The organism is Psychrosphaera saromensis (assembly GCF_002954545.1).
GTDB classification, from domain to species: Bacteria; Pseudomonadota; Gammaproteobacteria; order Enterobacterales; family Alteromonadaceae; genus Psychrosphaera; species Psychrosphaera saromensis.
The window spans coordinates 1,444,720-1,465,354 of sequence record NZ_MSCH01000003.1 but is presented as its reverse complement, the minus strand read 5'-3'; the positions used below and the strand labels follow the sequence as shown (position 1 = coordinate 1,465,354).

Genomic DNA, 20,635 nt, shown 5'->3' with positions numbered 1-20,635 from the left:
ATCATTTAATTAACAATCCAGTTTGTAGCGCATTTTTATACGCATTTATTGCAGGTAATAAGCCCATTAGCAAACTCATCAATAATACTCCAAGCCCTATATATAATGTGTCTTGGTTTAGGAAGCTCACTTCTATAAATATGCCGTAATAAGAAGATAATACTGGCGCAGCAATTAATCCAATTCCCCACACCATAACCATTGCCACAAATAAGCTGATTAGTGTTAATACCAATACTTCCAATTCAATTAAACAAAATATAAATAACGGGCTGGCGCCTAAGGCTCTTAATATTGAAATTTCTCTACTGCGTTCACGCATTGACGCTAATAACATAGTGCTCATACCCAATAAGGTAGCGAATAACACTAAGATAGAAATGAGCAATAATACTTTTTCCATACTTGCCATCATTTGCCATAACTCAGTTAAAGCAACACCTGGAATAATTGCCATTAATGGTTCATTTTTAAAATCGTTAACGGCTTTTTGCACATACAAAGTAGCAAATTTAGCTTTTACGCCCACTAATACAGCACTGACTTTATCCACGTTTTCATGCGCACTGTGTTCATGTTCTTCATGCTCTTCATGCTCTTCATGATGAGGAACAACGTCTGAGTGCATAGCTTCAATGCCTGACAAACTAATATGTAGGGTTTGATCAATCGGTGTACCTGTAGCCGCTAATATTCCAACTACGGTAAATTTTACATGGTCGTGATGAGTAAAACTGGTGACACCAACTCCATGAGACAATACGAGCTTTTGGTCTAATTGATAGCCTAGTTTTTCTGCCACGGCAGCACCTAACACCACTTGCGCGGATTGAAACGCATCGGGAGTAAAAGCTTTGCCTTGTGCTATTTCTAACGACTGTTTATTACCGTATTTAAACACGTCAAAATACTGAACTGTGGTGCCCAAAACCGGATAGCCTTTATGAGAATCCCCTAATGATATTGGCACCGCCCATTTGACATACTTTTGATTTTTAATCGTTTGATACGAGTCCCAGCTGACTGAGTTACTCACGTAACCAATTCTAAACACTGAGGCTAATAACAGATTCAACTGCCCTGTTCTGGCACCTACAATTAAATCAACGCCTGAAACCGTACGGCCAAAACTGGTTTTTGCTTGGCTTGATATTTGTTTAACGGCCAATAAAACAAACAAGCTGGTTGCAACGGATAAGATAGTTAACCAAGCGGTGGTTTTTCTATTTATTAGACTTTTAATGGCTATTTTAATAAACATTTAATGCCCCATTCTCTGCCTGTTCTGCAATTTGATTTAACGTAGACATTTCCACTACAGAATCAAACTGCTCGACTAATGATTGGTCGTGACTAACAAACAATAAGGTGCAGTTAGTTGTTTTTACTAATTCAAATAGCAGCTTTAAAAAGGCTGATTTACTTTGTTGATCCAATGCAGAAGTTGGCTCGTCAGCAATAAGGATTTCAGGCTCATTGATCATAGCTCTGACAATCGCCACTCTTTGTTGTTGGCCAACACTAAGTTCGCTTGCCTGCCTAGATAAAATAGAAATAGGTAGATTTAGCTTTTCAATTAATTGTTGGATTTTATGTTGTAGGTCGGTTTTCAATTTAGATTTTTGTGTTTTATTGGCAAAGTACGCCGCTAACAAAATATTATCCAACACAGATAAATAAGGAATTAGATTTAACTGCTGAAAAATCACCCCCACTTTTTGAGCACGAAATCTATCTAATGCCCTCGCAGATAAATCATTTAACCTTTGGCCTAACACTAATAATTCCCCCGAGTCTGGAGCAGTAATACCTGACAACAAGTTTAACAAGGTTGATTTACCAGAGCCTGACACTCCAGAGATAAAGGTGTGCTGACCACGGTGAACTTGCCACTTAGGTATGTCTAATACTAAAGTTTGACCTCTGTCATAACTAAAGCGAACATTAGAAAATTGTATGATCTCTTCTAACTTAGCTGAGTTTGACACAATAAGATCTGATACGTTTTTTTCTGGCAAAGTGACCTCTGAAAATTACAATATTGCATTCATATATTAAATAAAAACAAGATTAAAAAAACTAATGCCTAATTTACAATGTTTTAGAGCAAAAGGCATTCGCTTATGGTTAAATAACCAATCATCTAAATCAACTGCTTTCACAAAAGGAATTGTCCGTGTTAGATATTTATGTCGGCAAAAAAGCCAAAGCTATTATTGAGCAACAAGGCTTAAATCAACAAGCCTTTTCTATGTTTTTAGGCGCAAGTGGTGGCCCTAAATGGTTTGCGTTATTTGGTTTAGATAAATATCTTTTTGGTGAGTTTTTTAAAGGCAGAAATCAACCGTTAGAAATGCTTGGCTCTTCAGCTGGGGCATTTAGAATAGCCTGTTTTACCCAAGACGATCCGGTAGAAGCGATCACCAAACTAGCTTATCAATATTCTCAAACTGATGTTCACACTAAGATGACAGCTACCGACTTAACCAATATGGCTGAGGATATGCTGGAGCATGTTTTCACCGACGGTGGTATTGAGAATGTAGTCAACAATCCTATTTTTAAGGCTAATTTTATTGTCAGTAAAGCTAATGGTTTAGTGTCATTTGAGAATAAATTAGTGCAAGGTTTTGGTTTATTAGAGTCTTATGTTTTAAATAGACTGAACCGAGGTTATTTAAACCTGCAATATGAACGTTTTATATTTCGTCACCAAGACTCAATATTAGAAATAAAAGACCCTTACAACATAGACACTCAATATATCAATTTGTCACCAGAGAATGTGAAAGACTCTTTATTAGCATCTGGCTCTATACCTTTGGTCATGGCAGGCATAAAAGATATCGCAGGTGCGCCTAAAGGCATGTACCGTGATGGCGGTGTCATTGATTATCATTTTGATATTAGCTTTAACAAAGGTGGGCTGATTTTATATCCGCACTTTAATAAAGCACCCAAAGCGGGCTGGTTTGATAAAAAATTATCACGTTCTCCGAGTGCCGATAGTTACGATCGTACGGTAATGTTAGTGCCATCTGATGAGTTTATTGCCCAATTACCTTTTGGCAAAATTCCAGATAGAACCGATTTTGAAACTATGGATTTAAAAACCCGTGTTAAATATTGGCATAAAGTATTTGAAGAAACAGAAAAATTGGTCGATGAATTTAAACGAGTAGTAGAGCAACAAGATTTGTCGGTATTGAAACCTCTGCCATTTTAATTTTTTGCCGTTCGCTGCCTGTTTTTCATTCTAAAACGCAGCGTTATATTTACCGCAGCAGAATTTGGAGTTACGCAAGATGAAAGAATGTAATCAATGTGGTAAATGCTGTGTTAAATATGGTCACGATGGTTTGTCGGTTACCGATGATGAAATTGAAATGTGGGAATTTTTTACCCCTGAAATCAGTGAATATATAGTAAATGGTAAAACTTGGTTTCACCCTAAAACTGGTAAACCTTTTGATATCTGCCCTTGGCTAACTAAATTAAAAGGCGAAGAAAAGTACATTTGCGATATTTACTTTGACCGTCCCAACGATTGCAAATACTACCCAACCTCTATTCCCGAAATGATCAGAGATGGATGCGAAATGATTGAAGCGCAAGACATCACAGATATGAAAAAAGCACAAAAAAAACTAGACCAACTAATGGCAGACAGCCGTCCAGCTTTGCAATAAACTAAGCATTAAAACTAGCAGCTAAAATAAAGCTCTAGCATCAACAACATTAACCTAGAGTGGAATAACAATGAAACCCGTTTGTATCGTCACCGGAGGCAGTTCAGGCATTGGACAGAGCATAGTTCAAACCTTTTTAGCCAATGATTACCAGGTATTTAACTTAGACCTAAGTCCGTCAAGTGATGGCGAGTTTTGCAAGTGTGATATCCGCGATCATCAAGCCGTTACTGATGTTATCAATACCATTGGTAAACAACATAAAATTGATGTGTTAGTTACCAGTGCCGGCATTCATTTTTCTGGCAACATAGAGAATACTTCTGAGCAAGAACTCGATAACGTATTAGCGATTAATGTCAAAGGTGTTTACTCGGCAATAAAAGCTGTATTGCCAAATATGAAACAGCACCAAGCGGGCTCTATTATTGTTATCTCTTCCGACCAAGCGTTAATAGCCAAAACCAATTCATTTGCTTACAACTTAAGTAAAGCTGGCATAGCATCCATAGCTAAAACCACCGCATTGGATTATGCCCAGTTTAATATTAGAGCTAATGCAGTTTGCCCTGGCACAATTGAAACGCCTTTGTACCACAAAGCTATCGACAGTTACTGTGAGCGTTCTGGTGCTGATAAACAAAAGGTTCATGCAGAAGAAGCGGCATTACAGCCACTAGGTAGATTGGGGCAACCAGAAGAAGTGGCTGAGTTAGTCTTGTTCTTAGCCAGTGACAAAGCCAAGTTTATAACCGGCAGCTTGCAAGTGATTGACGGTGGTTATACGACTCAATAATTTTTATCTATATACTTTTTAGCACTATAAAAACGCCACTAACTTGATGAAATAATTAACAATTACCCTCGTACAATCTGATGAAATAGCTATACAGGAGCAAACTGTTATTTTTCCCTCGAAGTAACTGATCACATAAAAACAATAACATCATGTGTGTGAAACAGATTGACTTACTAAATGAGAATTATTATCATTCGTAACGTATGAACAAATTAATAACTCATCTAAAAGTGGAAAAAATGAAGCTAACTAAACTAGCCCTCGCTGTAGGTTTTGGACTAAATACTATTTCTTTAAATGCGATGGCAGCTGTTTCTGCTATTGAAGATATTGCCCAAGAAAGTAAAAATGAAAATAGTGCCCCTCAAAAAATAGAAGCTATTGTAGTCAGAGGTCAAAAAATAGACCGTAGTATTCAAGAAACACCTACCAGTGTTGCAGTTATTACCGCTAAAGATATAGAAAAACAGAATATTCAAAATGTCAGTGATGTATTTTCTGGTATGGCCAATGTAACTGGCACATTAAGTGACGGTTTTACTATTCGAGGTATAGATGCATTTAATGTTTCTGGTGGTGGTGGTAGTTATTTAGCTACTATGTACTTTGATGGAGCCCCGTTACCTTGGCGTGTTGTTAACAATGGAGCCGTGCCTGTTTGGGATCTTTCTCAGGTGGAAGTTTTCCGTGGACCACAATCTACATTACAAGGTCGTAATGCGTTAGCTGGCGCTGTACACATCAGAAGTCAAGACCCAACCTATGAATGGAGTGGTAAAGGTAAAGTCACCATTGGTAATTTAGGACAAAAAGAATACGCATTTGCTGGAGGCGGCAGTATTATTGATGACATGCTTGCCTTTAGAGTCAGTGTTGAAGATAAAGAACTAGAAGGTGATATTGATAATGTGACCAGAAATGAAATGTCTAACTACGAAGAGTCAAATACCGTTAGAGGTAAATTATTATATCAACCAACAGATAATGTAACGGCACTACTTAGTTTATCAAATACAACCAGTACCATAGGCGTACAATGGGCAGCCTACGAGTATGGGTCGGATATCTTCGATAGAAAAAACTACTTTAACTCTCCAACTTTCAGAGACTCAGATACAGATATAGCCACATTAGAAGTGTCTTGGGATATTACAGACCAGCTTTCTTTGGTGTCTGTGATCACGACGAATAAGTCGGAATCAGGATATAACTGGGACGGTGATTCAACATCTGAACAATTATCACCAGATACACAGAATACTCGAACAGACAAAACCAATAGCCAAGAGTTAAGACTTGCCTATGATGGTGACAATCTACAAGCTGTTGTTGGTTTTTACGCATCCGACTTAGATGTTGTGGATAACTCTTTAGGTGGCACATACATTGATGTAGAAAATGCTCTCGGTTATGACTTCCAAACCGCAGTGACTGGTCTGTTAATGACAAATGGACTTGATGCTGCAACCGCAAGTTATCTGGCTGGACAAGTTACTCCGCTGTACCCAGATATTGATCCTATCCTACTTGATTTTACGTCTGATTTTACGCAATCGGTGTCAACTAAGGCTTTGTTTACAGATGTTACCTATTCTATTAATGATTCGTTTGATTTATTAGCAGGTTTACGATTTGAAAATGAAGAGCAAGCCAATGATAAAGAGTCAATCTATTCAATATTGAATACAATGCCAGACCCTAGCTCATTTGATGCACAGACAGGGGCGATATTAACTGGGATAAATGGATATTTAAATGGACTGGCCGACAGTTCTTCTGGAACAGAGCCTTTATCATCGACAGACTTTGATGCGTTCTTGCCTAAATTAGGTGTTAGCTACCATATTAATCAAGATATAACGACTAGCTTTACTTACCAGAAAGGTTATCGTTCTGGTGGTGTAGGAACCAACACGGCGCAGAATTATTTATATACTTACGATGCGGAATACACAGATAATTATGAATTATCATACCGTTCAGTGTGGATGGCAGGCCAATTCGTATTTAACGCCAATGCTTTTGTAATTCAATGGAAAGACCAACAAGTACTAAATCAATTGTCGACAAGACAATTTGATGTGGAAACACAGAATGCAGGAGAGTCAGAAGTTAAAGGTGTTGATACAGAAATAGTTTATTATCCGAATCAGCAGCTACGTGTTACAGCAGGCCTAGGTTATTCAAAATCAGAGTTTATTGATTACACTTATGTGCTAGCAACAACGGGTGAAGACGTAGATTTATCTGGCCGTTCATTTGCAGATGCACCTACGATAACCGCAAATATTTCAGTTGATTATGATTTTGATTCTGGTGTATACGCCAATGTTAATGCTAATTATCAAGATAGCTCAAAAGCCTACTTCGATCCTGTAAGCATTGTAGGTGAAGACGGTGGAGATCCTGAAAATGATGCTCGTATGTTAGTAAACGCTCAAGTGGGTTATGACTTTGGTAATTATCAGGTGCGTTTTGATATTAGAAACTTACTTGATGAAGAATACATTTCTGTCTATTCCGATGCTGCAATTGAAAATGGGCAAAATGGACAACATATTATCGGACGTTCAAGACAAGTTAGTCTAAGTGTTCAAGCTGCATTCTAGCAATATTGAGATTTAGATAGTAACTAACAAAAGGTACCTGGCAGTAGAAGTACACTGGGTACCTTTTAGGTTTAATTTGCTGTTTATGTCAAAAAAGTAATCCATAACTCTGGTTTGCAAACGTTCGATGGTGGTTACACCACTCAATAAAAACAAAAAGCAGTGTATAAACACTGCTTTTTTCGTTTTACTGACTTGTATTAAATAAAACTATCTAACAATTGTCATTTCATCAATGATGTTATTCGCGCTATCAATATATTCCATTACCCATAACATGTAAGGCACGCTTACGTGGATTGAGCGGTTATACGTTGGATCATAATGGCTAATGGGATAAATTACAGATTGTTCAAGATGAGAGATTTGTCACTAAATGTAGACACATTGTGCCTAGTCGTTTACTAATCTAGAGTAAACTAATGGCAGACAGCTTCTGAACTTTGCAATAAGATGAAAATATATTAACCAAGCTGTTAAATAGCTTTTACATAACTGATTCAATAACTATGAAAATCATTGATCCTCATTTGCATTTATTTGATTTACAACTTGGCCAGTATTCCTGGCTAAAGCCTGAAAACGCGCCATTTTGGCCGGATAAGGCGATAATAAACAAAAGCTTTTCACAGCAAGATTTAGTTGTTTCTGGTGAACATGAGATTGCAGGTTTTGTGCATATTGAAGCGGGTTTTAATAACGACACGGCAAAAGAAGAAGTTATCTGGTTAGAGTCGGTAGTGACAAAACCATTTAAAACCGTTGCCTTTATTGATGTAACTTTGCCTGTTATTGAATTTGAGCGAGCTGTAGATGAGTTAATGCAATGTCAGTCGGTAGCTGGTATTCGTCATATCTTGGATGGTGCCTTTGAGATATTGTCTTTACCACAAGTTAAATCTAACTTTATTTATTTAGCAAAACATCACTTAAGTTTTGATCTGCAGATGTCAATAACCGACGTTTTGGCATTAAACCAACTTATCTCCATTTTAAATGCTTGCCCAACATTAAAAGTCATTTTAAACCACGCAGGTTGGCCACCAATGGCTGACTCAGCGGAGTCATTAGCAAAAAGTGATTGGTACGGCGCATTAAAGCAGTTAGCTGCTTTGCCGCAATGTGCGGTTAAATGTTCAGGTTGGGAAATGATGGATAGACAATATGATGCTTTACCTACCGAAACAGCCGGAAAAGCTACTTGGCAATCACAGGTATTAAGCCTTTGCCTAGAAGCTTTTGGACAAGAGCGCGTTATGCTAGCCAGTAATTTCCCTTTATGTTTATTCCATTCTAGTTATCAAAGTTATTGGGACAATGTAATAAATACATTAGATAAAATGGATTTGTCAGCACAAAAAAAGCAGGCGCTTGTTTTTAACAATGCCTGCTCTTGGTATAACTTAGCTGTTTAATGCTATTTAACTGCTCTTATTTTACTGCTCTTACTTTACTGCTTTTACTTTACAGTGACGTGCGGTGAACGTTTCACTAAATCGTCGTTTAACTCTATGCCAATTCCCGGCGTATCTGGTGCTTGGAAAAAGCCGTCTACTGGTTGCGGATCTTGAATACACAGCTCACGGTTCCAAGACTTAGTGGCATAAGTATGATGCTCATGAATTAAGAAGTTTGGTATTGCCGTTTCCAAATGTAACGATGCGGCTGTTGCAACTGGCCCACCACAAACGTGTGCTTGAATGCGGATGTCATAAACGTCTGCGTAATCACATACTTTCTTAGCTTCAGTAAAACCACCACATAAGCCGACATCAGGTTGTAATACGTCAATGCTTTGGTCTTCAAAATATGGACGTACATCCCAGCGATGGTATAAACGCTCGCCACCGGCAATAGGAACATTGACTCGGTCTGATACTTTTTTATGTACTGCTGCATTTAAGTAATTAACGGGTTCTTCGTACATCATACAGCCAACTTCTTCGACAATTGCGCCCATTTGAATAGCCGATGCTGCGCCCATTAATGAATGCGATTCAAAGATGATATCCACATCTTCACCAACCGCGTCTCTGATGGCTCGTAATCTGTCACCAAATAAACGCATTTGCGGTTTAGTAAATAACTTAGTTCGGTCAAAAGATGAAGCACCATTTTGATCATAAACAATTGGATCAACTTTAACCGCGTCGTAACCTTCTGCTACGGCTTTTAATGCGGCTTCTGCGTATTCTGCTGGTTCAATTAGTTTCTTAATCTCTGTATCCCAATCAAACTGTAATTGGCTGGCATAAGTGCGTAACTTGTCGTTAGTTTTACCACCTAACAACTGATAGACAGGAACGCCAAAGGCTTTGCCTTTTATGTCCCACAATGCAGTGTCGATTGCGCTCATTGCTGAGTACAATACGGGCCCACCGCCAAGTCCCCAAAAGCTTTCACGTAACATACGCGACCATAACAGCTCGGTATTAAATGGATTAAAACCAATTAATACTGCCTCGGCGATTTCTTTGATCATAGCCGCTGCTGCACTGTGTCCCCAGTCATAAGCTAATCCAGCTTCACCAACTCCTGAGATACCTTCGTCGGTATGAATACGGATAAATATAGGTGTCCAAGCTGGACGGTCTGGGCAATGTATGTCGAATATTTCTACGTGAGTAATTTTCATTGGGTACTCTTATTTATAATTTATTTTATATTTAGTCAGTGAGCGTTATTGCTAATGCGTGTTGTCTATAATGGCTCACTGATCAAAATCTGGATACGTACGTTTTACTTTGCGCATCATGGCAGGCCATGCTTTTTGTCCGCCAGTTAAGCCCGAATGAACAATATTAGCTTGGGCTTTAATGCCGTCAACGATAGATTGATCAACTAACAAAGGAGTCATGCCTGTAGACATTACTTGGATTTGCACCTGACAAGCGCGAATTAAGTCATACATATGCATAAATGCATCACCAATAGTCGCGCCCATGGTTAGTGCCCCATGATTACGTAATAACATGAAGTTACTAGTGCCTAGGTCATCTTGTAAACGTTTTATTTCTGCGTCGTTTACCGCTAAACCTTCGTAGTCGTGGTAACTCATTGAAGCCAAAGCAAACATTGAATACTGACTAAGTGGTAACAGCCCTTCTTTAACACTAGCAACAGCAATAGTTTCATTTGTGTGAACATGCAAAGCACATTGGTCTTCATGACGCGCTATATGCACAGCACTGTGAATAGTAAATCCAGCGGGATTAATTTTAAACGGTGTATCTGGGTCTACAATATTTCCGTCGATATCTATTTTGACTAAGTTGGATGCGGTTATTTCATCAAACGACAAACCAAATGCATTAATTAATAAATGATCGGTACCGGGAATACGAGCAGAAACATGAGTATGAATTAAGTCATCCCAACCATGAATAACAAACAGTCGATAACAAGCCGCTAACTCAATTCGAGTTTGCCATTCTTGTGCTGAAACTTTGTTTTTTACATTAACCAAGGGCAGATCAAACATAACAAACCTTAAACAAGTTAATAATGTGAGAACTTTAACTGACAGATAAGATTCTATAAAGAAAGATTTTCACTATGTTATGGATAAAGTGAAGGTTTGAGCTGAAATATAAAAACAATTTAATTAACAAGTAGAGTTCCGGCCAAACAATTAACTATTTGACCGGAAAAACAGAGGGATTAATGATGCGGTTAGCCTTATGGAGCTAATACAACTAACACAAATTAAGCTATTTTGTAGTCACCACCGTCTTTACCGGTAAATGCTTTTTCAACATCCACACAGCGGCACAATTGATTACCAGCAGAGTCCATTACTAATTCATCATCGCTACGGATCATACTAAACCAGCGTTTACTGTTATTCAGATTGTCATCGTTCGCTGCCGCTGCAGTTCCAAATATGGCTTTTGTGGTTTCAAGTTGAATGTCGTCAATTCCCGCGATGTCTTTAATGCCACGAGAGCCATTTTTGTTAAAAACTAATTCAACATGAAAACCATCATTTTTTAAAACGATAGAAGTTGGTTCATTTTTATGGCCACTTAATGCAACAAATTGGTTTGGTGAAGCTAAACCACTTTTTCTTCCGTCTGGAAAAAAAGCCAACAAGTGTTTGTAATAAATAACGTAGCTGCTCACGTCTTGATGTGAACCTTGCTCTAATGGAAACACTTTGTCTAAAAAGCTTTTTGAGTAGCTCATTAGCTCCGTCATGCGTTTTTCATTTAAGGTATTTAAGATTGATACTTCTTCATTGATAAAGCTATCAAAACCTAAACTCTCCAACTGACTCTTGTTTGTTGTCATTTTTGTAGTTATCTCATTAGTTGCCATATTCATGTTTAATTCCTCAATCTCTGTTATTTATTATTTTGGTTTACCCTATTGCTTGATTGTTAGTCTAATCCAACCTAAACTAAAATTTCACAATAAAAATTTTACAGTGTAAATTTTACAAAATGAGACCAAATAAAAGCTTATTAAGAAAATCACATTTCCTTGGCACTAAGATTAGAAATTTACGAAAACGTAATAAACTAACCATAGAAGACTTGTCAGCCCGTTGTGTCAGAATAGATCCTGAGTACGCACCATCAGTGTCGTACCTGTCTATGATTGAGCGTGGTAAACGTGTGCCTAGTATCGATATGCTTGAAGTGGTCGCTGGTGTATTCCAAAAAAATGTTGAATGGTTTCTAGATGATGAAGCCGATCATCAAGATATTATCCCAGATAAAGGCAGTCGTGGCGGTATTAAAGGCATGCCTTTGGAACCTAGCTTTTTATTTTCTAATGACATACTGCAAATTGCGATACCAGAAATGTTATCGCAAACCGGTATTTCTGGACGTCAATTTGCACAGCTATTAATTAGAGCCCATCAAGAAAACAATCAAAATCACTTCCCAGACTTAGAACGCGCTGCAGAAGAAGTCGGCTTAAAACGTATGCCTTTGAGCATAGATGAGTTAGTTGCTATCACAAAACAACTTGGTTTAGTGATTAAGTGGTTTGATAAACCCGCAGCAGAAGCGGTAGATGAATTAGGTATTCACTCAAAAAATGTGATCACCTCTTATTTTGAAGCGCCAAATAAACTGCTGTTAAACCGACTGTTAAAAAAGTTTCCACTACGACTTAAATACGAATTAGCCGTACATATAGGTCATGCGGTATTACACAATACCGACGGTGTAAAAAGTGTTATGTCGGTTGGTGGACACCAATTAAATACCCAAGAACAAATTAATCATGTTTCATCATCTACCGTTGACCCGCAAGATATGTTGCACGCTTGGCGAGACTTTGAATCAAGCTTTTTTGCTGGCGCTTTGCTGTGCCCTAAAGTGCCGTTTAGACAATTATTAGACCGTCATGGTTATGAAATATCTAGCCACAAAGTTGCAGAAGTGTCCGCTTCGGTTGCTATGCGCCGCATGACGGCGGTATCGCCTTATTCCCATTGGCATTATTTTGATGCTTACTCTCCTGGGAAATTAAAAGCTGTGTATCGAGGTAATGGCATTCCACTGCCTTGGGGCAATATGCGATCCGTTGTCGATCCTTGCCAACATTGGGCGGTATTTAGAATGATCAACGCCCCTGCTAATGGTAAATCTGATGCACAACTTTCTATTATGAATGTAGGCAATGAACAACGAATCTATTGCTGTGAGTCCATCAATGTAAAAGACTTAGCAGGCAATAATCACGTTTTATGCGCAGGCATAGATTTAAATCCAGCCATTGAAGCGCAAGGTAAAGATGCTTTATCTATTGCTTATGATCTAAAACAGCTTTGCGCATCTAAAGGTGGCTCTGCTACACCATCTAAAGCAATTAAGAGTGATTTAATGAGTGTTGCCAAAATACTCAATATTAATTGGGTAGAACGTGGGATAGAAAGCGATGCTAAACTAATTTGCTCACGAGGAAACATTTGTCCACGAGATCCAAGCTGTTACGATAAATAACGATTCCCAATATATCTCTAGTTATTTCACTATGTAAATAAATGTTACAGTTAAGTAATGGAATTAATTACACTTTATTGCTATACCTTTAACTAGGCATTATTTTATGAGTATTTATTCCACCAATGTATCGATTAACCTGTATTTTATTTATTTTTTATTTATGCGTGCAAACCGTTAACGCAAAAGAAATTGACCTCGCTACATTTGAAACCAGCCCTATTGGTAGTTACTTAACTTACTTCTCAGAAAAAGATAACCAAAAATTATCACTCGAAGATGCCCAACAATATTTTGCTTCAGGACCAACGTTTAGCCAAAGTAGTCAAACTATTGCCAAAGGCTTTAATGTCGACTCAACTTGGTTCAAAACAAGCATCAATAATAGTATGTCTTTATCTAACCAATATCGCCTTTCAATCGAGATTCCTTGGCTAGATTATATTGACGTTTATCTTGTTAGCCCCAGTGGAGAGGTTAAGCATATCGTTGGTGGCGACCATTTACCTATTTCAGAACAACCTGTGTTTAATCGATTTTTTGCTGCTGATATGCAATTTGAAAACGGTGTAACCGACTTATACATTCGTATAGAAACAACGGCCATCATGCCAGTTCCAATTAAGCTATCAAGTGTACAAGACGCCATCGCTGATTATGGTGCAGACAAATTTGAGTATGGTTTTTTGTATGGTATTTTAGTTGCACTTGCTTTGTATAACCTGGTGTTATTCTTCTCTATTAGGAAAAAAATATTCGGTCTATATGTGTTATACATTTTAGGTTTTGTATTAAACAGTATGTCTTACACTGGCCATTTCTACACCTTCTACACCTCACATCATGGTGTGCATTTCCAAGATTATATGGATGTATCCTTGATGATCACCTACAGCGTAATTGGTTTACACTTTGGTCGAAAACTTTTAGACACACATCTATACGCGCCAAACCTCAATAAAGCGATTGCCAATATTTCTAACGCGATCCCTTTTATTATTTTATTCCTTTTCATTATGGACCAACTGCATTTAGCCACTATTGTTGCTTTCTTATTTAATACCAGCTTTGCTATTTTAACTATTTTGTTAGGCGTTTTAGCCGTTAGAGCCAAAGCATCTGCGGCCAACTTTTATCTTATCTCTTCTGTCACTGCCGCTATATGTGTCAGTGTATCGACCGCTGCGGTAGCTGGTTTCCTGCCTTATAATAGCTTTACTTTTAAAGCCATTGAGTTAGGTATGGCATTTGAAGGGATTATATTAGCGGTTGCATTAGCGACTCGCTTTAGAGATGCACAAAGAGATAAAGAACGTGCTGAAGAACATGCAAGGAAGGACGAGTTAACCGATATATTCAATCGCCGAGGTTTTAAATACGCTACATCACTGCTATTCCCTCAATTTAAACAGAACAATGAAAACTTTGCCCTGTTCTTACTGGATATTGATAAGTTCAAATTGGTGAATGATAAATTTGGGCATGCCACTGGAGATTTAGTGATCATTCAAGTTACTCGCTTACTTGATGAAACAATGCGACCAGAAGATGTTATTGCAAGATGGGGCGGTGAAGAATTTATCGTTTTATTACCGGTAAAAGATGAAAATGAAGCCTTGCAACTTGCTGAAAATCTACGGATTGCAATCGAAAATTTAGATACTCAATACTTTGATGAGTCGGTAAAAATAACAACGAGTATTGGCGTTTCTATTACCAACTTTAATGGTCCAAACCAGCTACGCAGTGATACCGAAATATTTGAAAAAGTGATATCTAATGCAGATAACGCCTTATATCAAGCGAAGGCTAATGGCCGAAATGCCGTATGCATGTTTAACAGTGAAGACATAAATAGTAATAACGATGAGGAACAAAACGTTCATAATACATCCCCCATTCTTACCTAAAGTCTATGGTTCTAGTCGCTAATCTACATATATATTAGAGATGTAACTCCAATAGAGCATGACCTGCATAAGTAGGTCATGGTTTATAAACCTAGTGAAAGCTTGTTGAAAATGAAATTTACCCTTTACCTCTTCTATCATTTCCCTTTCATATTTGTTGTGTTTTTTTGTACAGATAAATCTTGCATTAAAACTAAATGATAACTATTATCATTTGTGTTTACGCAATTGTAATTTATCTTATTAACAAATAATGAATGAGAAGAACTGAATATGAAACATCAATTTTTATGTCCAAATCATCGTGAAGAGCTTATCAGTAAACCTACTCGGGCATTAACAAGTTGGGCAAATACTAATGAGGCCGGTGTTAGTCTTGCTGGAGTTGGACAACATTACGATGCGTTACCACATCTTGGTTGTGCCTTTGAAGTTGCGGAAATCATTCTAACCGGGAATTTTGTTGAGCAAGAAAAAGCAATTCCTTTATTAACAAAATCGGCGTTAATTTTAGCCTCTAGTTTGCAAGTATTGGGGTATGAAGAGCAACGTCTATCTGTATTACAACTTACATTAAATCGTCTAAATAAAGTGGCTAACGTCTCGATTTTATTCGCCGAACATTTGGCAAGTTTAGAATACGCAGTAAACGCTAAGAAAACATTACATTAGCGTTTCTATTAATCTTTACGTTAGCTCTTACAGCGCCACTTAAACTGGGAGTGAAAAATGAACTGTGATAATTGTGAAGTTAAATTTAGGCAAGATGAGCCTAAAAAAAGCTCGCTAGATTGTAAAGAGGATAGTGAAAAGTACGACTCTGAAAAATATTATTCTTTGACTATTAAATCCAGCACGTTAGCCCGTTTAATTCAAAGGCAAAACCTCACCATTGCTGACTTACACTGTATGAGTAATGACACTAAACAATTTATTCAAAACGTATTATTACAGTGTATTTTATGTAAAACCATGCAAAGCGAGACTAAAGCGTCTTGTCCCAGTAAGGTAAAAAAGGGGTTAGCTACTACCGTAAGAGCTTAACTTAGTATTACGGTTGCCGTTGCATAGTGTTTTTCATCGCTTATGGACAACAGCACACTTGTCACGCCCATAGTATTCGCAACTTCCAAAGCTTTATCAACTAGCTGTAATTTTGGCGCACCTAATTCATTATTAGTGGTAATAAAGTGATGGAATGATATTCCTCTTCCAATACCTGTGCCTAATGCTTTTGCTGCCGCTTCTTTAGCAGCCCAGCGCTTTGCTAAGTAACGCTCAGGCTGAGTATGTTGCTGATAAATATCCAGCTCTGACTCTGCTAATACTCGTTTAGCAAAACGCTCTGAACTTTCACTTACACTCGCGACTCTAGAGATTTCAACAATATCTGTACCTAAACCAAGAACCGACATTAAATACCTTGCCTAGCTTGATTCATTAACGTCTTCATATCCCGTACTGCCGTTTCTAAACCATCAATTGCTGCTCGTGCAATAATCGCGTGACCAATATTAAGTTCGTAAATTTCGGCAATTTCAGCAATCGCTTTGACATTGTGGTAATGCAAGCCATGACCAGCGTTAACGATAATGCCTTTGCTCGCTGCGTATTTAACCCCACGAATAATTCGACTAAGCTCTTGTTGCTGTGCTTCATCGGTTGTTGCATCGGCATAGTGGCCGGTATGTATTTCAATATAAGGTGCACCTGATGCAACGGCGGCATCAATTTGAGCTTCGTCGGCATCAATAAACAAAGATACTTTCGCGCCAATAGCGGCTAAACGAGTTACCGCGTCCGTTACTTTTGCAAGTTGACCTTTAACATCTAAGCCACCTTCTGTGGTTAACTCTTCGCGTTTCTCTGGGACTAAACAAACAAATTCAGGTTTTACTTCTTCCGCAATGGCGATCATTTCATCGGTCACGGCCATTTCTAAATTCATTCTGGTTTTAATAGTTTTGGCTAAGACATAAACATCACGGTCTTGTATGTGGCGACGATCTTCACGTAAATGAATAGTGATACCACTTGCACCCGCGTGCTCTGCCACAGCGGCTGCATGAATTGGATCGGGATAATTGGTGCCTCGCGCCTGTCTTAGAGTTGCGATGTGATCTATGTTTACGCCTAAATGTAATTCTGCCATTTTATGCTCTTTATTATTTTCTAAATAATTCTCTGGATTTTAACGGCTTATCACCAAGATGGCGATGCAAACATGCCCTTAAGATCAATTTTGCTAATTTTAATTTGTGTGCCGATAGTTTTTCTATCTCTAAATCTGTATTTAAAAAACTATCTATCCCCATTAAATCCGAGCCTATTATTGCTCTTTGTGGGGTATTACTAAAGACAAATCCAGACCCTGCTAACAATTCATAATACTTATCGGCTTTAATATCGGCTTCAGAATGTAAGTCATAATCGAAACTAATACCGTAACCTAACATCACTAATAACCGATATTCAAACTGACGTAAAATAGCTTCTAGATACATGCCTGATTGAGTGTCTATTTCACGCTCAGAGCTGTGTTGTAAGTGCGAGATGGCATAGTCGTACAAAGGGAATAACTCGTCATACTGAGCATCTGACTTACATAAACGACATAAAACTTCGTTGAGGTAAAAGCCACAGAATAAAGATTTACTTTTTAGTCGGATATCAGCTGATTCAGGATTAAGCTCAACAGATTTTAAACTGTGTAAGCCACGGCCCACTTTGTATTTTATGATCAGAGGTCGAAACGGTTGTAATAAAGCTGTACGTGCGGAGTTTTTTTTGCCACCTTTGCTGGCGATAATAGATAATCGCCCTTCGCCTTCCACCAAAAATTCAATAATTAATTGGTTTTCTTTAAAAGCGCGGGTGTGCAAGATAAAGGCTTGTTTAGATTCAAGTTCGGCTAACATAAATAATTAATTTTCTTCTTTTGAATCTGCTTTTGCAAAATCAATTATTAAGTGAATAGCTTAGTAGATAAATAAGCTTAGCCAGTGTTACTCACTGGCCAAGATCTTAGGTAGCTAAGCTTTCTGGCTACCGGGCTAAGCTAATGAGGCTAGTCTTCTCCATAGCCTAATGAGCGCAGTGCACGTTCATCGTCAGCCCAACCACTTTTAACTTTAACCCAAAGTTCTAAATATACTTTTTCGTCGAGTAATTTTTCTAAGTCTTGACGAGCATCACGGCCGATGATCTTAAGTTTTTCACCTTTCGCACCGATAACCATTTTTTTCTGGCCTTCACGTTCAACTAAGATCAACGCATTAATACGCCAAATCTTTTCGTCCCATTTAAATTGTTCAATTTCAACAGTAACCGAATATGGCAATTCTTCACCAAGAAAACGCATCAGTTTTTCACGAACAATTTCAGCCGCCATAAAGCGTGAAGATCTATCCGTTACATCATCTTCTGGGAAGAAAAATGGATTTTCTGGTAAATAATCAGACACTAGATCTTTAATAGCTTGTACGTTTGTGCCCTTTTCAGCTGAAATAGGAATGATTTGTTCAAAGTTATGTTTAGCCGATACTTTTTGCAAAAACGGCATAAGCTCTTCTTTGTGCTTTATCTCATCAACTTTATTGATCAATAACACAACGGGTTGTTTTGAACGAATGATCTTATTTAATACCATTTCGTCGTCGTCATGCCATTTCATAGCTTCAACAACAAACAAAACTAACTCAACATCACCTAGTGCACTTGATGCAGCTTTATTCATTAATTTGTTAATCGCACGTTTTTCTTCTTTATGAAGCCCCGGTGTATCAACATAAATAACTTGTTCTTGATCTTCAGTGTGAATACCTAGAATACGGTGACGAGTCGTTTGTGGTTTCTTCGACGTAATACTGATCTTCTGCCCAAGAATATTATTCATTAAGGTAGATTTACCAACATTTGGTCGACCAACAATGGCAATTAAACCACAACGCTTTGGGTCCGATAAATCCGCACGATTATTTAAATTTTCTAACAATGCGTCTAATTCGGCTTGTGACTGTCCTGATTTACTCACCTTTTACTACCTCTAATGCTTTTCTTGCAGCTGCTTGCTCTGCTTTTCTACGACTCGTTCCGGTTGCCGACAATAATTTTCCATTGTCTAGGGTGCAACTGATCTTAAATGTTTGATTATGAGCTTGACCGGAAACCCCCGCCACCTCATAGGTTGGTAACGGTCTTTTTCTAGACTGTAACCATTCTTGTAATTGTGTTTTTGGGTCTTTTAACGCATTACTCGGATCGACCTGTTTAAGTCGTTCGTCTAGTAACCTTAGTACAAATGTACGGCACTGTTCGATATCCGAATCTAAATAAACTGCACCTATGATAGATTCAATTGCGTCTTCCAAAATAGAGTCACGGCGAAAACCACCACTTTTCATTTCGCCAGGGCCTAATAATAACCAACTGCTAATATCATATTCTTTAGCTACTTCAGTTAACGTTTGACCTTTAACCAATTGCGAACGCATTCTGGTTAATTCACCTTCGGTTGCTTTTGGAAATGCAAAGTACAAAGCTTCTGCGACAAACATCCCCAATAAGGCATCACCAACAAACTCTAAACGTTCATTATGAGCACCTTTAAAACTACGATGAGTCAGTGCTTGTACCAGCAATGACTCATCGTTGAATTGATAACCTAATAATTTAGCCAACTGACTATAATTTTTTTTAATCAATCTATTCTCTTGTTTATTAATCTAATAATTTATTACGTTTATTCAACTGAGCCTAAACGTGAAAAGCGTACATCCACAGGAACCCAGTTTGGTAACCAGTTAATTGCACCGTCGTTATAAACAAAGCTCATCCAAATAAATACTGCTTTACCAACAAGTTGATCTTCACGAACAAAGCCCCAAAAACGACTGTCTTGGCTATTGTCACGATTATCCCCCATCATAAAGTAATGTCCTTCAGGGACTAACCATTCATTAGCCTTGCCGTTGGCTTGCACAAACGGGTATTGATATTCACGGTTGATGTTAAACAAAATGTTATGTTTTACATCACCTAAAAGTTCAGAACCTAGTGCAACAGTATCGCCGTATGGATTAATCTCGTAAACAGACTCAGACTCCATTGCAACGACTTTTAATTCTTTACAGTGTTCTGGATCGCGTTCACAACTTGGCTGAATAGAGATTTGTTTATTGTTATAAACAATCCTATCACCAGGCAAACCAACCACACGTTTAATGTAATCTAAACGCTCATCTTCTGGATATTTAAACACAGCAATATCGCCACGAGACGGCGTGTCCATTTCAATCAATTCACTACGCCAAATTGGGTCGTGAACGCCATAGGTATATTTTTGCACTAAGATAAAATCACCAACTAACATAGTTGGCATCATAGAGCCCGATGGTATTTGAAACGGTTCAAACAAGAATGAACGGAATATTGTAATTATAAACAAAATAGGAAAAATCGATTGTGCAGTTTCAGCCAATACAGGTTGAGGTGCTATTTTTTCCAATTCGTCTAATTCTATATTTCCGGCTGTGCTAGCTTGCGCAATCGCGATACGTTCACGACGTGCAGGGGCATATAATTTGGCATCGATTAACCAAATAAAACCACAGGCGACGGTAATAACTACTAAAAATATTGCAAAGTATCCGGCCATTTATCCTAACCTTTT

Annotated in this window: 21 protein-coding genes; 9 read left to right on the top strand and 12 right to left on the bottom strand. The window is 38.0% G+C overall.

Annotated elements, in window-relative coordinates:
- Position 1 precedes the first annotated feature (1 nt).
- Together BTO11_RS06890 and BTO11_RS06885 are read right to left on the bottom strand one after the other, a co-directional pair.
- Positions 2-1,261: an ABC transporter permease gene (locus BTO11_RS06890; protein ID WP_105051914.1), complete on the bottom strand. Its 1,260-nt coding sequence runs from the start codon at positions 1,259-1,261 to the stop codon at positions 2-4.
- Positions 1,251-2,018, bottom strand: a complete 768-nt coding sequence (locus BTO11_RS06885) for an ABC transporter ATP-binding protein (protein ID WP_105051913.1) — start codon at positions 2,016-2,018, stop codon at positions 1,251-1,253. Before BTO11_RS06885 ends, BTO11_RS06890 begins: the two co-directional genes overlap by 11 nt.
- Before the next feature lie 158 nt (positions 2,019-2,176).
- On the opposite strand from BTO11_RS06885, the gene BTO11_RS06880 reads away from it, so the two are divergent.
- The 4 genes from BTO11_RS06880 to BTO11_RS06865 all read left to right on the top strand — a co-directional run bounded on the left by BTO11_RS06880 (position 2,177) and on the right by BTO11_RS06865 (position 7,097).
- Positions 2,177-3,226: a hypothetical protein gene (locus BTO11_RS06880; protein WP_105051912.1), complete on the top strand. Its 1,050-nt coding sequence runs from the start codon at positions 2,177-2,179 to the stop codon at positions 3,224-3,226.
- Positions 3,227-3,305: 79 nt separating this feature from the next.
- Positions 3,306-3,689, top strand: coding sequence for a YkgJ family cysteine cluster protein (locus BTO11_RS06875; protein WP_105051911.1), 384 nt, complete (start codon positions 3,306-3,308; stop codon positions 3,687-3,689).
- 70 nt (positions 3,690-3,759) lie between these two features.
- Positions 3,760-4,485, top strand: a complete 726-nt coding sequence (locus tag BTO11_RS06870; protein WP_105051910.1) for an SDR family NAD(P)-dependent oxidoreductase — start codon at positions 3,760-3,762, stop codon at positions 4,483-4,485.
- 242 nt (positions 4,486-4,727) lie between these two features.
- Positions 4,728-7,097, top strand: coding sequence for a TonB-dependent receptor (locus tag BTO11_RS06865; RefSeq protein WP_181135862.1), 2,370 nt, complete (start codon positions 4,728-4,730; stop codon positions 7,095-7,097).
- A 210-nt stretch (positions 7,098-7,307) separates the two neighbouring features.
- Here BTO11_RS06865 and BTO11_RS16670 read toward each other — a convergent pair whose 3' ends face one another.
- Positions 7,308-7,430, bottom strand: coding sequence for a S46 family peptidase (locus BTO11_RS16670; RefSeq protein ID WP_268245080.1), 123 nt, complete (start codon positions 7,428-7,430; stop codon positions 7,308-7,310).
- A 176-nt stretch (positions 7,431-7,606) separates the two neighbouring features.
- Here BTO11_RS16670 and BTO11_RS06860 point away from each other — a divergent pair, with 176 nt between their 5' ends.
- Positions 7,607-8,512: an amidohydrolase family protein gene (locus tag BTO11_RS06860; protein ID WP_105051908.1), complete on the top strand. Its 906-nt coding sequence runs from the start codon at positions 7,607-7,609 to the stop codon at positions 8,510-8,512.
- Between the two features lie 44 nt (positions 8,513-8,556).
- Here the strand turns inward: BTO11_RS06860 and BTO11_RS06855 are convergent, their stop codons facing one another.
- The 3 genes from BTO11_RS06855 to BTO11_RS06845 form a co-directional block, all read right to left on the bottom strand.
- On the bottom strand, positions 8,557-9,732 hold the full coding sequence (locus BTO11_RS06855) for a mandelate racemase/muconate lactonizing enzyme family protein (RefSeq protein WP_105051907.1): 1,176 nt from the start codon (positions 9,730-9,732) through the stop codon (positions 8,557-8,559).
- Between the two features lie 75 nt (positions 9,733-9,807).
- The gene (locus BTO11_RS06850; protein ID WP_105051906.1) at positions 9,808-10,578 is read right to left on the bottom strand and encodes a class II aldolase/adducin family protein; all 771 of its coding nucleotides are present in this window, start codon (positions 10,576-10,578) and stop codon (positions 9,808-9,810) included.
- 224 nt (positions 10,579-10,802) lie between these two features.
- On the bottom strand, positions 10,803-11,420 hold the full coding sequence (locus tag BTO11_RS06845) for an aldolase/citrate lyase/malate synthase family protein (protein ID WP_229793337.1): 618 nt from the start codon (positions 11,418-11,420) through the stop codon (positions 10,803-10,805).
- A 119-nt stretch (positions 11,421-11,539) separates the two neighbouring features.
- On the opposite strand from BTO11_RS06845, the gene BTO11_RS06840 reads away from it, so the two are divergent.
- The 4 genes from BTO11_RS06840 to BTO11_RS06825 all read left to right on the top strand — a co-directional run bounded on the left by BTO11_RS06840 (position 11,540) and on the right by BTO11_RS06825 (position 16,008).
- Positions 11,540-13,054, top strand: a complete 1,515-nt coding sequence (locus tag BTO11_RS06840; RefSeq protein ID WP_105051905.1) for a DUF3612 domain-containing protein — start codon at positions 11,540-11,542, stop codon at positions 13,052-13,054.
- A 125-nt stretch (positions 13,055-13,179) separates the two neighbouring features.
- Positions 13,180-14,964 carry a sensor domain-containing diguanylate cyclase gene (locus tag BTO11_RS06835; RefSeq protein WP_105051904.1) on the top strand — a complete coding sequence of 595 codons (1,785 nt, stop codon included), beginning with the start codon at positions 13,180-13,182 and terminating at the stop codon, positions 14,962-14,964.
- A gap of 273 nt (positions 14,965-15,237) precedes the next feature.
- Positions 15,238-15,636, top strand: a complete 399-nt coding sequence (locus BTO11_RS06830; RefSeq protein ID WP_105051903.1) for a hypothetical protein — start codon at positions 15,238-15,240, stop codon at positions 15,634-15,636.
- 57 nt (positions 15,637-15,693) lie between these two features.
- Positions 15,694-16,008, top strand: a complete 315-nt coding sequence (locus BTO11_RS06825) for a hypothetical protein (protein ID WP_105051902.1) — start codon at positions 15,694-15,696, stop codon at positions 16,006-16,008.
- Here the strand turns inward: BTO11_RS06825 and acpS are convergent.
- From acpS to lepB, 6 genes are all read right to left on the bottom strand, one after another.
- Entirely contained in the window at positions 16,005-16,379 is a 375-nt protein-coding gene (gene acpS, locus BTO11_RS06820; RefSeq protein ID WP_105051901.1) for a holo-ACP synthase, read from the bottom strand. The genes BTO11_RS06825 and acpS overlap by 4 nt on opposite strands.
- Positions 16,379-17,116 (bottom strand): pyridoxine 5'-phosphate synthase, encoded by a 738-nt coding sequence (pdxJ, locus tag BTO11_RS06815; RefSeq protein ID WP_105051900.1) that lies wholly within the window; start codon positions 17,114-17,116, stop codon positions 16,379-16,381. Before pdxJ ends, acpS begins: the two co-directional genes overlap by 1 nt.
- Before the next feature lie 13 nt (positions 17,117-17,129).
- A complete protein-coding gene (gene recO / locus BTO11_RS06810; protein WP_105051899.1) occupies positions 17,130-17,882 on the bottom strand; it encodes a DNA repair protein RecO in 753 nt (250 codons plus the stop codon).
- A gap of 149 nt (positions 17,883-18,031) precedes the next feature.
- On the bottom strand, positions 18,032-18,958 hold the full coding sequence (gene era / locus BTO11_RS06805) for a GTPase Era (RefSeq protein ID WP_229793353.1): 927 nt from the start codon (positions 18,956-18,958) through the stop codon (positions 18,032-18,034).
- A 31-nt stretch (positions 18,959-18,989) separates the two neighbouring features.
- Complete coding sequence (rnc, locus tag BTO11_RS06800; RefSeq protein WP_105053679.1) at positions 18,990-19,664, bottom strand: ribonuclease III; 675 nt, start codon at positions 19,662-19,664, stop codon at positions 18,990-18,992.
- A 41-nt stretch (positions 19,665-19,705) separates the two neighbouring features.
- The gene (gene lepB, locus BTO11_RS06795; RefSeq protein WP_105051897.1) at positions 19,706-20,620 is read right to left on the bottom strand and encodes a signal peptidase I; all 915 of its coding nucleotides are present in this window, start codon (positions 20,618-20,620) and stop codon (positions 19,706-19,708) included.
- Between the last annotated feature and the right edge of the window lie 15 nt (positions 20,621-20,635).